The 14,237-nt window shown below is 57.9% G+C and carries 11 protein-coding genes; 5 read left to right on the forward strand and 6 right to left on the reverse strand.

Annotated features, from left to right (window positions below):
* Positions 1–135 precede the first annotated feature (135 nt).
* From GSQ91_RS07935 to GSQ91_RS07945, 3 genes are all read right to left on the reverse strand, one after another.
* The gene (locus GSQ91_RS07935) at positions 136–3,045 is read right to left on the reverse strand and encodes an FAD-binding and (Fe-S)-binding domain-containing protein (protein ID WP_158820877.1); all 2,910 of its coding nucleotides are present in this window, start codon (positions 3,043–3,045) and stop codon (positions 136–138) included.
* Positions 3,046–3,061: 16 nt separating this feature from the next.
* A complete protein-coding gene (locus GSQ91_RS07940) occupies positions 3,062–3,925 on the reverse strand; it encodes a fumarylacetoacetate hydrolase family protein (protein ID WP_158820879.1) in 864 nt (287 codons plus the stop codon).
* Positions 3,926–4,089: 164 nt separating this feature from the next.
* Positions 4,090–5,676 carry a Na+/H+ antiporter gene (locus GSQ91_RS07945; protein WP_158820881.1) on the reverse strand — a complete coding sequence of 529 codons (1,587 nt, stop codon included), beginning with the start codon at positions 5,674–5,676 and terminating at the stop codon, positions 4,090–4,092.
* A gap of 300 nt (positions 5,677–5,976) precedes the next feature.
* Between GSQ91_RS07945 and GSQ91_RS07950 the strand changes: the two genes are divergently transcribed.
* The 3 genes from GSQ91_RS07950 to rpmG are packed head-to-tail and all read left to right on the forward strand — an operon-like array spanning position 5,977 to position 7,584.
* Positions 5,977–7,188, forward strand: coding sequence for a GTP-binding protein (locus GSQ91_RS07950; protein WP_254064418.1), 1,212 nt, complete (start codon positions 5,977–5,979; stop codon positions 7,186–7,188).
* Between the two features lie 12 nt (positions 7,189–7,200).
* Positions 7,201–7,428 carry a 50S ribosomal protein L28 gene (gene rpmB / locus GSQ91_RS07955; protein WP_158820885.1) on the forward strand — a complete coding sequence of 76 codons (228 nt, stop codon included), beginning with the start codon at positions 7,201–7,203 and terminating at the stop codon, positions 7,426–7,428.
* 3 nt (positions 7,429–7,431) lie between these two features.
* Positions 7,432–7,584, forward strand: a complete 153-nt coding sequence (rpmG, locus tag GSQ91_RS07960) for a 50S ribosomal protein L33 (protein ID WP_158820887.1) — start codon at positions 7,432–7,434, stop codon at positions 7,582–7,584.
* Positions 7,585–7,617: 33 nt separating this feature from the next.
* On the opposite strand, the gene GSQ91_RS07965 is transcribed toward rpmG, so the two are convergent.
* From GSQ91_RS07965 to GSQ91_RS07975, 3 genes are all read right to left on the reverse strand, one after another.
* Entirely contained in the window at positions 7,618–7,770 is a 153-nt protein-coding gene (locus GSQ91_RS07965; RefSeq protein WP_158820889.1) for a hypothetical protein, read from the reverse strand.
* A 412-nt stretch (positions 7,771–8,182) separates the two neighbouring features.
* On the reverse strand, positions 8,183–8,560 hold the full coding sequence (locus GSQ91_RS07970; RefSeq protein ID WP_158820891.1) for a transcriptional repressor: 378 nt from the start codon (positions 8,558–8,560) through the stop codon (positions 8,183–8,185).
* Positions 8,561–8,826: 266 nt separating this feature from the next.
* Positions 8,827–9,651 carry a glutaminyl-peptide cyclotransferase gene (locus tag GSQ91_RS07975; RefSeq protein WP_254064419.1) on the reverse strand — a complete coding sequence of 275 codons (825 nt, stop codon included), beginning with the start codon at positions 9,649–9,651 and terminating at the stop codon, positions 8,827–8,829.
* 496 nt (positions 9,652–10,147) lie between these two features.
* Here GSQ91_RS07975 and GSQ91_RS07980 point away from each other — a divergent pair, with 496 nt between their 5' ends.
* A complete protein-coding gene (locus GSQ91_RS07980) occupies positions 10,148–12,628 on the forward strand; it encodes an ABC transporter permease (RefSeq protein WP_158820893.1) in 2,481 nt (826 codons plus the stop codon).
* 112 nt (positions 12,629–12,740) lie between these two features.
* The coding region (locus tag GSQ91_RS07985; RefSeq protein ID WP_216845138.1) for a phospholipase C at positions 12,741–14,237 on the forward strand (1,497 nt) is incomplete at its 3' end.

A 14,237-nucleotide genomic window follows, 5' to 3' on the forward strand; every position in this document is an offset into this window, starting at 1 on the left:
ATATCTTTGTCAAGTACAAAAATTGTATTTTGCAGGTAATACTGAGATCGGATAGCCACCCCACAGTCAAAAGGTCATCGAGCTGCAAGGCTGCAGATTTATGTATTTCGCACCCGATCGCCCCGGCGGCAATGTCTAGAGATCGCGAGCAAGCACTTCGGCAAGATGCAGCGCGCGGGTCTCCGAATTCTGCGCCACCTGCTCGCGGCAACTAAACCCATCGGCAACGACGAGTGTCCCAGGCTTTGCCGCGCGAACAGCGGGCAGAAGAACACGTTCGGCCAATGTCTGTGAAACCTCATACTTATCTTTTTCAAAGCCAAAAGGGCCGGCCATGCCGCAGCATCCCGAGTCGAGCAGCCGCACATCGGCACCAGTGCTACGCAGCAGTTGCATCTCATCGGTCATCTTCATCACAGCCTGGTGATGGCAGTGGCCTTGTACAAGGATCGTGCCGTCGATAACCGGTGGTTTGTACTCGGGTGCATGTTTCACAAGGAACTGACTCAGCAGATACGTGCGGTCACGAAGCTTTGCTGCGCGCGCGTCGCTAGGAAGCAGGTTCACAAGCTCATCGCGAAAGACGGTGGCACAGCTAGGCTCCAGCACGACGACGGGCATCTCTGCATAGGGAGTGAGTGCGTCCAGCGTTTTGTGCAGATACTTCTTCGCGGAGTCCAGCAAGCCGAAGTCATACAGCGGGCGGCCGCAGCATACATGCTGTTGCAGTACATGCACGCGGAATCCCGCATCGGTGAGCACCTTATGCGCAGCGACGGCTGTATCGGAGTGCAGATAGTTATTGAAGGTATCCGCCCATAGCAGCACATCGCCCTTCGGCTGCTCGGGTTGTTTCAGCCTCTTCGACCGTTTGCGGAAGGTCTGGCTGGAGAACGATGGCAGCGTGCGGTTGGGATGAATATGCAGCGCAGCCTTCGCGAGTTTGCTGGTTAGCGGCCAGCTCGCCATACCATTTGCAATGCCGGGCGCGATAGATGCGAGCCTGGACCACTTATCAATGAAGCCGAAGGCATAGGCTCCGAGTGGCCGCAAGCGGCCTTCATAGTGGTGTGCGAGAAACTCTGCTTTGTACGTCGCCATATCGACGTTGACCGGGCACTCGGTCTTGCAAGCCTTACAGGCGAGGCACAGGTCTAGCGCCTCGCGCACCTCTTCGCTACGCCATCCATCGCGAATTATGTCGCCCTGCATCATCTCCCACAACAGGTGTGCGCGGCCGCGCGTGGAGTGCTTCTCCTCTTTCGTCGCCATGTAGCTCGGGCACATCGTTCCAGCATCTGCCTTGCGGCAAGCGCCGACGCCGACACAGCGCAGAGCGGCCTGTTCAAACGAGCCGCCGTCTGCAGGGAAGTGGAAGTGTGTCGACGTCTGCATGGGAGGATGAGACGTGTTCAGGCGCAGGTAGTCATGCGGCTGATAAGCATCGATCAGCTTGCCGGGATTCATGCGGCCCAGAGGGTCCCACAGCCGTTTGAACTCGCGGAAGGCTTCCATCAACTCCGGACCGAACATCTTTTCCAGCAGCGCGCCGCGTGCCTGGCCGTCGCCATGTTCGCCGGAGATCGAGCCGCCGAGGCTCACCACCAGATCGGTAGCTCGATCAACAAACTCACGGTAGATGGCAATTCCGCGCTCACTCTGAAAATCGAAGTTAATGCGCAGATGCACGCATCCATGGCCAAAGTGACCGTACATCGGCGAACGGTAGCCGTACTCCTGCATCAGCGCAAAGATGGCGCGAAGATACTCGCCGAGCTTGTGCGGAGCGACTGCAGCATCTTCCCATCCTTCCCAACCGACAGGCTCGCCGGGAACGAATGCCGTCGCGCCCAGCGCGGATTCGCGCACGAACCATACCTTGCGAGCCTCTTCTGGCGTATAGCTGCGAACCGACGGGCGCGCCGGGAATTGCTGCGCGGCAACGACAACTGCCTCGGCCTTTGCGTCCGCTTCTTCCGCGCTGTCCGCTCCCAGTTCCACGAGAAGATAGCCCTTGCCTTCAGGCAGAAGACGTACTTCTTCTGTAGCTAGGTTCTTGCGCTGCATAAACTCCACCAGCAGCCCGTCGAAGCCCTCCAGCGCGATGGGGTGGTGTTCGAGGACGAGAGGAACATTGTCGGCGGCGATGAAGGCATCGGAAAAACCGAGCCCGACGAGGCGGCGAAACTGCGGGCTCTTTACGAGACGCAGCTTGGCTTCGAGAATCGTGACGCAGGTCCCCTCGCTTCCAACCAGAGCTCGCGCGACGTTGAAGCCTTGCTCGGGCAGAAGCTCATCGAGGTTATAACCGGAGACGCGGCGCGGAATACGCGGGAAGCGTTCGCGGATGAGCGAGGCGTATTGGTCGCGAATCTTCTTGAGGCCAGCGTAGATCTCACCCTGGCGTCCGCCTGTGGCGATGATCGCCTCGAGCTCTTCTTCTGTAGTGGGTCCGACGGTCATGCGTGTGCCGTCGTACAGCAGGATGTCGAGAGATTCAACGTTGTCGACGGTTTTGCCACCGAGCAGGCTATGGGTCCCGCACGAATTATTGCCGATCATGCCGCCGAGTGTGCAGCGGCTATGGGTTGCGGGGTCGGGTGCAAAGGTAAGCGCGTGTTTCTCCGCGGCTTCACGAACGCGATCGAGCACAACGCCGGGCTCTACCCGCGCTGTCCTGCCTTCAGGATCGACGGATAACACACGGCGCATGTACTTCGAGAAGTCGAGGATAACGGCCGTGTTGCAGCCTTGCCCCGCCAGGCTGGTAGCTGCACCACGCGCCAGGACCGGCGCCTCGAACTCTCTGCAGGCGGCCAGTGTTGCTTCAATGTCTGCTGCATCGAGCGGCACGACAAGGCCTATAGGTATCTGCCGATAGTTCGAGGCATCGGTTGCGTACAGCGCCCGCGTTCCCTGATCGAAGCGCACCTCGCCGCGAACGGTGCGGCGAAGGTGCGCTTCGAGGTCAGTGGCTGATGGAAAGGGATGGAACGGTGTCTTCGCCGCAGGGGCGTGGAGAATCGTCAGCGGCGGTGTAGCCATTCGTCGACCTTTCTGTTTAGCGAGAACTCACATCTCCAGGATCGGCAACAACAAGCTGATTCTGTTCACCGAGCCCATTGATACCAAGGCGGATTCTATTACCAGGCCGCAGATAGACCGGTGGTTTCTGGCCGAGGCCAACGCCCGGCGGCGTACCGGTGGAGATAATGTCGCCGGGTTGCAGGCTCATAAAGCGGCTGAGATAGCTGATCAGGTACTTGACCCCGAAGACCATCGTCTGTGTAGAGCCGTTCTGATAGCGATGCCCATCGACCTCCAGCCACATGTCGAGTGCCTGCGGGTCGGGAACCTCGTCAGCCGTGACCAGCCAGGGGCCAGTGGGGCCGAAGGTATCGGCACTCTTGCCTTTGACCCATTGTCCCGTGCCTTCGAGCTGGAAAGCACGCTCCGAGACATCGTTGATCAGACAATAGCCCGCGACGTGCGAGAGTGCGTCTTCTTCCGTCACGTACTTCGCAGTAGTCCCGATGACCACACCGAGTTCAACCTCCCAATCGGTCTTCAGTGAACCTCTCGGAATGACCACATTGTCATCCGGTCCGCAGATGGAAGACGCTGCCTTCATGAAGAGCACCGGCTCAGAGGGCACGGTCATGCCGGACTCTGCCGCATGGTCGGAGTAGTTGAGGCCGATGCAGAGAAACTTTCCTGGCTGCACAACACAGGAGCCGAAGCGTGGCTTGCCCTCGACGATGGGCAGATCGTTCAGCGAGAGCTGGGCCAGGGCCTTGAGCGAATCGGGCGAGAGAAACTTGCCGCCCAGATCGGGAATGACTCCGGAAAGATCGCGAATCGTTCCGTCAGGTGCGAGGACGCCTGGTTTCTCCTGGCCTGCGGGGCCGTATCGTAACAGTTTCAAGTCGTTGCTCCTTTTGCAGTCGGTTAGGTCGATATGCCTTAGTAGTTAATGAGGTTCACGCGAAACCTCAGTGCTTCAACAGCCAGGTCAATGATATCGCCGTCGCGTACCAGCGGAGCGGATCTCTTATGGCCGTTGCTCCAGACGTCGATCCTACACAGCGCTCATTTTGTCTCACTCAAGTCGAGTTCGCGCTCCAGTCTCCGCAGCACCGTATCGCTGATTCGTCCTGTGTTGCGCAGGTCCACAAGGGTCTTTCGCTGTATCTTCAGGAGTTCGAACGCGACCTCTCGCTGACGTGCATATTGCGTCATGTCTGCGTTGTTGTCACTGTGGCTCAGCAGCGCTGTAAGGCGATCCTGATGGTGTTCGGCGAAGTCTTCATACATCTCCTCAAACTCCGGCTGGTCACGCTCACGAGCCTCTTGTATATAGGTGAGCGCGGACTCGAGCATCAATCGTCGAGCTTCTACCTCCTCACCGTCCGGCCCACCTACGCTGCCTAGCCCCAGCGCGCGGACGAGCGGTGGAAGCGTCAGCCCCTGCAGGACCAGCGTGACCAGAATCACGCTGAAGGTCAGAAAGATGATCAGGTTGCGGCTGGGAAAGGGTTGGCCGTTGGCCATGGTCTCAGGGATGGAAAGTGCTGCTGCCAGCGACACCACGCCCCTCATCCCTGTCCATCCCGTCACGAAGATCTGTTTTGCCGAAGCGATCGGCTCAGTCTGTTTTAGAAAACGCCTGCGGATGTAATAGGCCAGATAGGCGCCGGGGTAGATCCAAAGGAGCCTCAGCGCAATGACCAGTGTGCTGACGCCAGCGGCATAGGCCAGCAGTGTCAACTTGCTGTAGCTGTGCAACCCTGCAAGGACAAAAGGCAGTTGCAGGCCAATCAAAAGGAATACCACGCCATTTAGTACAAAATCGATAGCGTTCCACAGAGCATAAGCCTGCAGCCGCACCCCCGGCGAAAAATACTCGGTGCTCTTTCTACTCAGATAAAGGCCGCACGCAACGACGGCGAGAACACCGGACGCATGGGCCTCTTCCGCTGCTATGTAGGCCCCGTAGGCCGCGACGAGACCCAGCGTCATTTCGATAGGCCCATCGTCGATATGGAGCTCAAACCAATGCACCACCCAACCCACAACGACACCGATCCCGATGCCCGCCACAATCAGATAGAGCAGTCGCAGAGCGCCGGCACCAAAGGAAGGCGTCACGCCGCTCACCACCATGGCGACGCCAAACTCCAGTGCCAGCAGACCGGTAGCGTCGTTTACGAGGCTCTCGCCTTCCAGGATGTCGGTGATCTGTTGTGGCAGCCCTACTCGCTTGGCAATGGAGGTCGCGGCAATCGCATCCGTGGGTGCTACGATCGCTCCTAAGACAAACCCTGTACGCCAGTACAAGAGCGAGAACAGCCGTTCCCCGGCCAGCGCCATACCGAGTACGGTAAAGCCGATCAAGCCGAACGCCAGCAGAAGAATGCTCGCGATGTTGTAGCGAAAGTCGCGCCAGGAGGTCTCCCACGCGGCGTGGAACAGCAGCGGTGGCAAAATCACCAGAAAGATGATCTCCGGGTTCAGGCTGATCTTCGGCAGCCCTGGCACAAAGCTGACCAGAAGCCCCGCAATGACCAGCACAATCGGGTAGGCCACCTTCAGCCTGCGAGCTAGATCGCCGAAGATCACCACAAAGAGCAGCAGCAAGAGAAAAACCGTCTCTATCCCTCGTATTCCCTCGTGCATCAAGATCTCCCTTCCCGCCTTTGCATAAGACGCGGCAATCAGTCTTCAAGTATCTCCTGTTCAACCTTGGAAGCTGCCGAGAAGTGGTCTTTGCTGTCTTTATAACGAATGCTACTGTCGCCTGTTTTTCGTCGTCATCCTGAGCCGCAGGCGAAGGACCCCCGAATTCAGGTATTGCCTTTGCAGCTCGCCGCCACTCCAAATGCGGGGGTCCTTCAGCTTCGCTTCAGGATGACGACAAAAACGAGTAATTTGCAACTCCATTATTGATTATGTATTCTCATTATCATGAGTGACCCAGTGAAAACTCTCCCCACTACCGTACTCTCCGGCTTCCTCGGTGCCGGCAAGACGACCCTGCTCAACCACGTGCTGAACAATCGCGCTGGCATGAGAGTTGCGGTGATTGTGAACGACATGAGTGAGATCAACATCGACGCGCAACTGATCGCCCAGAGTGGCGCAGGGCTGAGCAGGACCGAAGAAAAACTCATAGAGATGACGAATGGATGCATCTGCTGCACGCTGCGGGATGATCTGCTGCAAGAGGTATCGCGTCTGGCGCGCGAGGGTCGGTTCGACTACCTCCTGATCGAGTCGACCGGTATCTCCGAGCCTCTGCCCGTCGCTGCGACCTTTACCTTCATCGACGAGACCGGCAAGTCGCTCTCCGAGGTGGCAAAGCTCGACACGATGGTAACTGTAGTTGATGCAGCCGCTCTGCTCAACGATATCCGCTCCATCGATGACCTGCGAGACCGCGATCTGGCGTTGAGCAGTGAGGACGAACGGTCGCTGTCGGACCTGCTGATCGATCAGATCGAGTTCGCCAACGTCCTCGTCATCAATAAGACCGACCTCGTGAGTGCGCAGGAATTGGAGCGTCTCGAAGCCATCCTCGAACATCTGAATCCCGGCGCGGAGCAGGTTCGTGCCGTGCGTGGAGAGGTTCCTCTCAACAGCATCCTGCATACAGGACTCTTCGACATGGAAGCAGCGGAGACCTCAGCCGGCTGGATTCGAGAGTTGAACGACCGTCACACTCCTGAGACGGAGGAGTACGGTATCGCGAGTTTCGTCTACAGGGCACGCCGTCCATTTCATCCGGAGCGCTTCGAGAAGCTGACGAATGGAGGCTTTCCCAACGTGCTTCGCGCCAAGGGTTTTCTCTGGCTCGCCTCCTGCAACGACGATCTGATTCTTTTCTCAATTGCGGGTAGCACGCTCACCGTTGAGCCTCAGGCACAGTGGCTTGCGGCAGGAGCCGCTGACGAAGAGCATGATCCCGAGACCAGGGAGTACATCGGCAAAGTGTGGGAACCGGAGTTCGGAGACCGTCGGCAGGAGATTGTCTTCATCGGCGCTGGTATGGATCGTGCAGCACTTGAAGCCCAGATGAATGCGGCATTGCTGACTCCCGAGGAGATGGCTGGCGGCCCACGGGCCTGGAGCAAACTCAAAGATCCGTTTGCGGAGATGTTCCGCGATCGCGAAGTACCGATAGAGGCATAAAGAGGAAGACACGTGGCAAAGGTATGTCCTATCACGGGCAAGCGCACAGTCACCGGTAATAACGTTTCGCACGCAAACAACAAGACGCGCCGTCGCTGGGAGCCCAACCTGCAGTGGAAGCGCATTTGGATACCGAGCGAAAACCGTTTTGTGCGTATGCGCGTCAGTGCGCGTGGGCTCCGCACGATCCAGAAGCTAGGTGTGGAAGCGGCTCTGTTGAAAGCAGCGAAGAGGAGTTAGAGGATGCGCACGATCATCAAGTTAGTTTCGACCGCTGGCACCGGACACTTCTACACCACCACGAAGAACCCGAAGCTGAATCCCGGCAAGCTCGAGTTGCGAAAGTACGACCCCGTGATTCGCAAGCACGTTCTTTATCGGGAAGCCAAAGCGTAGAGTATGTCCGCGAGCACTCCACCCAGGCAATATCTATCGAGCACGATAGCGCGACGCGGCAAAGCTCTCCTCAATCAGCAGTGTTGGCTGTGGGGGCAGGACATCAAACGCGCCGAAGGCAACCTGCTGCTTGTCCACGGTTTTGAGCGTCTGCGCCCACCGGATGGCTTGTCCGGTTCCAGCCAATACACGCTCTCGCTTCCTGGCAATCTGAACATAAGGTTGTGGGGATTCGGTATTTATTTCGGGGCCGAGAGCGGAATCTTTCTGAACCGCTTTGAATTCATGCCCCGTGAAGCAAGCATGGCCGATCTTTGGCAGGCACGGGATATGACGGGGCTTCCAAGGGCGAGAAACCTCTCTCTGCTGGTGCAGATTCTCCGGTGGATTGGAGCCTACGAGGCTTGGGTTCTTTGCACGCTTGGAGTTGAGTATAGAAAGTCCTGCTTGTGCGGCTGGCAGGGCGGCAACGTCACGCGCCCTGATCTGATTCCAGAGGCCTGGCGAGTACTTGCACTACTGGTTGAGGGATCTTCTGCTCCCCATCAGCCTTCTTCCGGAGCAGCAGATTGCCGTGCTTCAGATTCGAAAGGGCGGCTTACTTACAGCTAGCGCACACACCATAGAGAAAGAACTCATGGCCCGTCACGCGAAAACCGCGCGGCAGCTTCGGCTTAACCTGCATCCCGCAACCCTGCATCTCAAATACCTTGCCGCACTCGTTGCAGTGGAAGTGGTGGTGATGCTCCTTGCCGGCCACTTCATAGCGCGTTGACTCACCGGGAATCTCCACCGGCGCAAGCCACTTGTCTTCGACCAGCGAACCGATGTTGCGATACACCGTGGCGATGCTGATGCCCTCTACCTGCTCCTGGGCATAGGCGAGCGTCTCGTCCGGCGAGAGCGGGCGGTCCGCATGGATGAAAGCGGTTCGAATCGCTTCTTTCTGACGTGTTTTTCGTGACTGTATCGCCAAAGGTCCCTCCTCCGGTCTATTCAATCGGAGCGTGCACTTAATTGATCGCGTTATCTCTACTTCCTATATTAACGCGAATGAACTTGCAGCATACGGCTCGAAGGCGAATCACCACAACTTTGTCATCTCGACCGGAGGCGCGCTTTTTGCGCCGTCCATTCGGCTTCGCTCAGGACGGAGTGGCGGAGAGACCTACAGTTTGCCTGCGTCTGCACCATTACCGATGCGTGCGAAATACGGCTACAGGTCTCGTCGCTCTAAGACAATCATTTCCTATAGGCCTTCCCCGACTTAACCGAAGGCGTCAGCTCAATCTCGAAGATGCGCGGCCAGAGTTTGCCGGTCAGAAAGAGATGGTTCGTCTTCGCGTCATAGGCAATACCGTTCAGCACAGCATTCGAATCCGTGCGTTCCGAGGCAGGCAGCAGCGTACTGAGATCGAGCCAGCCAAGAACCTTTCCGGTCTGCGGCGAGATGCGGATAATGCGATCGGAGAACCATATATTCGCAAAGATCTCACCATGAATGTATTCCAGCTCATTCACCTTTTGAACGGGAGTTCCATTCTCTGTGACCTGCAACCGGCGTGTCTCGCGGAATGTGTGAGGATCGAGGAAGTGTAGCGTGGGGGTGCCATCACTCATGATGAGGCTTCTTCCATCCTGTGTGAGCCCCCATCCTTCGCCGGTAATGTGAAACGTCTGGAGAAGGCGCAGACTGCCGCGGTCATAGACAAAGCCGATGTGGTCTTGCCACGTAAGTTGAATCAGCTGGTTCTGCCAGGCCGTGATTCCTTCTCCAAAATAGGTATCTGGGACATCGATGTGCCGCGTAATAATGCCGGTCTTCGGATCGATGACGCGAAGCGTCGAGTGCCCCTTTATCCCCGTGCTCTCATAGAGCACTCCATCCGCATAGACCAACCCCTCCGTGAAGGCCCTCGGATCGTGCGGATAACTCTGGACGATGCGGAAGCTGTCGGCATTGCCGGTCGACTGTGAGTACGAATGTGCTGGCCAGAGCAGGACGAGCACCAGAATCGCTAACAGGCCGCGGCCACTGGAGAGATCAACAGGCTTCTTCGGTATCACGGTCCGTACTCCAGGCCTTCAGAGAATCTAGTTTCGTAGTGCAAGCGCGCCACAGTGCGAGAGCGATGACTGCCACGATCCTAGGGAGAGCCGGCAACTGCCCTTGCTCATCCATCTCCAGAATACGGGCTGCTGGCATCCGATTCGCGCCAGAACGTATCGATGCCGCCGGGGCCGAGACACAAGTGCGAACCAATTGGAAGAGGTCATCTACTGCCGAGAGTTTTACTGTATGAGACGAACCTAAGCTCTAAAGCGACACCTATGGGGCGTGTCTAGAAGCGGCCGTTCAGGAAGATCCGCGTTTTTTGCCGGGAATTGCTACAGTTCCTATTGCGAACGCGGAGAATCTGCGTGGGATAAGAGTTCCGGGCTATCCTCCGGCGTGGGTGTCTCGTCTTATAGAGATAAGACGGTGAGTGGCGATGCGGTATTTCGGCGAGCAGCTCAGTTGCGTACCCCTGGTTCAGCGAGTAAGTAAGAAAGGCAGGACACGATGAGCGCACTTGCACAGACCTTGCGAATTGCCCTTCGCCAGCTAGGTAAGACACCCGGATTCACTCTGACCGTGCTGTTGACTCTGGCTCTGGGAATCGGCGCGGCGACGGCAGTTTTCTCGCTGGTTGAAGGTGTCCTGCTAAGGCCCCTGCCATTTCACGAACCTGACCGGCTGATGCTGATTGGAGACCACCTCGGCGGCCAGGACGACATAGGTGTGACGGCGCGGGAAATCGAGACGTATACGGCCGCGACGACTGCGTTTTCATCGATCGGTGGATATGTTGGCAAAAGCTATGAAACGCCGGGAGGCAACGGCAGCGGTCCCGAAGTCATTCCAGGGATGCGTTTGACTGCGGGAGTCTTCCCGACACTAGGAGTGGAGCCGTTGCTGGGGCGGGTGTTCACACGCGATGAAGAGGATGGAAAGAAACAGGTAGCCGTCATCAGCTATGCGACGTGGCTGAATCGGTTTCATCGCGATCCGGCAATCCTGGGGCGAACCATCGACCTGGATAACGGATCGTACACGGTGATCGGGGTGATGCCGCGTAGCTTCGAGTTCCCGGTGCAGGTAGGACGGCTGAACCATACGGAGCTATGGGTTCCGATGAGCCTGACACCGAATGAACGGGCTACGGCGCACGAGGGAGTTTGGGCCTACGAGATGGTGGCCCGGCTCAAAGATAGGGTTACCGTACCGCAGGCAGCGTCGGATGTGGACCGCGTTGCGCAGTTGATCTCGAAAAGCTTTCCTCCAAGCATGGCGGCACTCAAGATTCGTGGGGACGCAGCACCGTTGCGGGATCGCGTTATCGGCAATGTGCAGCCAATGTTGCATGCGCTGCTGGGGGCGATTGGAGTTGTATTGCTAATCGCCTGCGTGAATGTTGCAGGATTGCTATTGGTGCGGGCGATCCGGCGGCGGCGTGAGTATGCGGTGCGGCTAGCGCTGGGGGCGAGTTCGGCGAGAATATTGCTTGAATCGGTCGTGGAAGGGACAGTTCTGAGCATCGCCGGAGGGCTGCTGGGGCTGGTTCTCGCTGCTGGAATTATCCGTGTAGCGTTGCACCTGCTGCCTGAGTCGATGCCTCGGATCGACCAGATCGCAATCAACGGCACAGTGATGGGATTTGCACTTGCGGTAGCGGTGCTGACGGGTGTGCTGTGCAGTCTGGCACCAGCTTTTGCAGCGACGCGCGCGGGAGTGATGGAGAGTCTGAAACAGAGTTCCCTGAGCACGACCGGGGCGGGCAGTCACGCGCGGCTGCGCTCAGCCCTTGTGGTGGTTGAGATTGCGATTGCATTGGTGTTGCTGACCGCTTCCGGAGCCTTCTTGCGCAGCTTCGAGAAGATGCGTTCGGTCGATCCGGGGTTTCAGCCGGAGCATGTGCTGGTAGCCGGGTATGAATTGCCCATCGCGAGGTACTCGACGTTCGCATCTGCGGAGCGCTTTCATCGTACGGTCATCGAGCGGCTGGAAGGCAAGCCGCAGATTGCGGCGGCTGGACTCACAAACAGCCTCCCAGCATCAGGTTTCTCCGGGCAGGCAACCTACACCATTGAAGGTCTCCCGGTCGCGACATGGAAACTCACCTTTGCAAATTTTGGGACCGTGTCGGGTGACTACTTTCGAGCGATGGGGACACCGCTGCTTGAGGGAAGGTACTTCACTCGCGACGATCGGGCGGACACTCCTTTGGTGGTGATCGTGAATGCCTCTATGGCAAAGCATTGCTGGCCGGGGCAGAGCGCTATCGGGAAGCGAATGCATGTAGGGAATCCGCGGAAGGGCTACCCGTGGGCGACAGTCATCGGCGTCGTCGCCGATACGAAACTGGGGGCACGGGATGAGCCGAGTGGTGATCAGTGGTACGCGCCAGATGAGCAGCCCGCAACGCTGTTCGGGAGCGATGTGGCTGAGGCCTTGTTGCGACCTTCCGGTGGTTATCTCGTAGTGAGATCTACGCTGCCCCCGGAGCAGATCATTGGAACGCTGCGGTCCACCGTGGCTGAGATCGATCCATTGTTAGTGCTCAGAGATGTGAAGCCCATGGGCGAGGTCATGGCGAACGTGGAGGCGCCAAGACGGTTCAACACAGACCTGATCACGACCTTCGCAGCGGGAGCGCTCATGCTCGCGATTACTGGGATCTATGCGGTGGTGGCCTTCTCGGTGTCTCAGCGGACGCAGGAGATTGCAATTCGTATGGCGGTGGGTGCACAACGGATGGGCATTGCCCGCCTGGTCCTTATGTCGGGAGTGAAGCTGGCGCTCCTCGGATGCGGGTTGGGTGTGATCGGCTCGCTGGCTGTCTCGCAGCTGGTGAGAGCGTTTCTCTTCGATGTAAGTGCGACGGATCCGCTGATCTATGCCGGGAGCGTAACTCTGATGCTGCTGGTGACATTGATGGCGTCAGCACAGCCAGCGATACGAGCGGCGTCGACCGATCCTAACAGTGCGCTGCGAGCAAACTAGGCAGAAGCTCTTCAGCATTACCTCGGCCAACTTCCCATCGCCGTATAATCGCGTTCTACCTCCTGAAACGGCGGAATGCTGGAGTACGACTCGGAGGCTCGGAGGATGATCGGTGAAGTTGTTGCATCGGAGTGTAGCGGCTGTTTTGGTGGGGCTTCTGGGGTGCGGGCCAATCTATGGGGCTGAAACAGTGCAGCCGAAGGATGCGATTCGGCATGTCGTGGTTATCTTTCAGGAGAATGTCTCCTTCGACCACTACTTCGCGACGTATCCTTATGCGCTGAATCCGCCGGGCGATCCAAAGTTCACGGCACTCCCCGGAACTCCCAGGGTCGAAGGACTCAGCGGGCAGTTGCTGACCCAGAATCCGAACTTTCTCAACGAACAGAACGGATTGGGAAAGGCGAATCCGTTTCGCCTGCGGCGCGACCAGGCGGTGACCGCCGATCAGGATCACAACTATCAAGCGGAGCAACTGGCCTATAACAACGGCAAGATGGATCTCTTTCCAAAATCCGTCGGCAGCGCCGATGGGCCGCGTGTTCCCGGAGAAAAAGCAGGTGTCCCTTCGACTACTGGCCTGACGATGGGCTACTACGATGGCAACACGGTAACGGCGTACTGGAACTACGCGCAGCATTTTGCCATGAGCGACCATCAGTTCGACGTGATCTTCGGACCATCGACACCGGGCGCCATCAATCTAGCCTCCGGCCAGACGAATGGCGCGGTGGACGATCAGAATGCATCGGGTGGCATCGTATCGGATGGTAACGGCGGGTTTACATTGATCTCGGACCCACAACCATCGGGCGATGTGTGCTCCAGCACGTCGGATGCCCTGGTGCATATGACGGGCCGCAACATCGGCGACTTGTTGACCGAGGCGAAGGTATCGTGGGGGTTCTTTCAGGGTGGCTTCGATCTTACGGCGGTGAATCCAAACGGAACGACAGGTTGCCGGCGCAGTTCGTCGTCCCTGGCCGATTCGCGGAAGCGCGATTATCTGCCGCATCACGAACCGTTTCAGTACTACAAGTCGACGGCGAACCCAGATCACGTTCGTCCCAAGTCCATCAAGACAATTGGGACCAACGGGGACGGCGCGGCGAACCACCAGTACGACACCCATGATTTCGTTGACGCGCTCAAGGCCGGCAACTTTCCCGCAGTGAGCTTCCTCAAGGCGCCGGCGTATCAGGATGGGCATGCGGGATACTCAAGCCCGCTGGACGAGCAGAAGTTTGTCGTGGAGATGATCAATCTGATCCAGCAGCAACCGGATTGGGAACACACCGTGGTCATCATCGCCTATGACGATTCAGACGGATGGTACGACCATCTCATGGGACCTATCGCGAACGGTTCGGAGTCGAAGTTGGATCAACTGAACGGCGCGGGGAAGTGTGGCGATGGTAAAACCGTGCTGGGCGGCGTGAACCCTGCGACAAAACATGCACAGGGGCGCTGCGGATTTGGTCCGCGTCTGCCGCTGCTGGTGATCTCCCCTTGGGCGAAGCCTAACTATGTGGACCACACCGTAACCGATCAGACCTCGATTCTGCGGTTGATCGAGGACACCTACCTGGGCGGCAAACGGATCGGCGGA

Source organism: Granulicella sp. S156, from assembly GCF_009766105.1.
GTDB lineage: Bacteria > Acidobacteriota > Terriglobia > Terriglobales > Acidobacteriaceae > Granulicella.

Excerpts from the sequence above, each read along its gene's own strand:
- rpmG (WP_158820887.1), top strand. The coding sequence starts at position 7,432 with ATGCGCACGATCATCAAGTTAGTTTCGACCGCTGGCACCGGACACTTC.
- GSQ91_RS07935 (WP_158820877.1), bottom strand. The coding sequence starts at position 3,045 with ATGGCTACACCGCCGCTGACGATTCTCCACGCCCCTGCGGCGAAGACA.
- GSQ91_RS07980 (WP_158820893.1), top strand. The coding sequence starts at position 10,148 with ATGAGCGCACTTGCACAGACCTTGCGAATTGCCCTTCGCCAGCTAGGT.
- GSQ91_RS07945 (WP_158820881.1), bottom strand. The coding sequence starts at position 5,676 with ATGCACGAGGGAATACGAGGGATAGAGACGGTTTTTCTCTTGCTGCTG.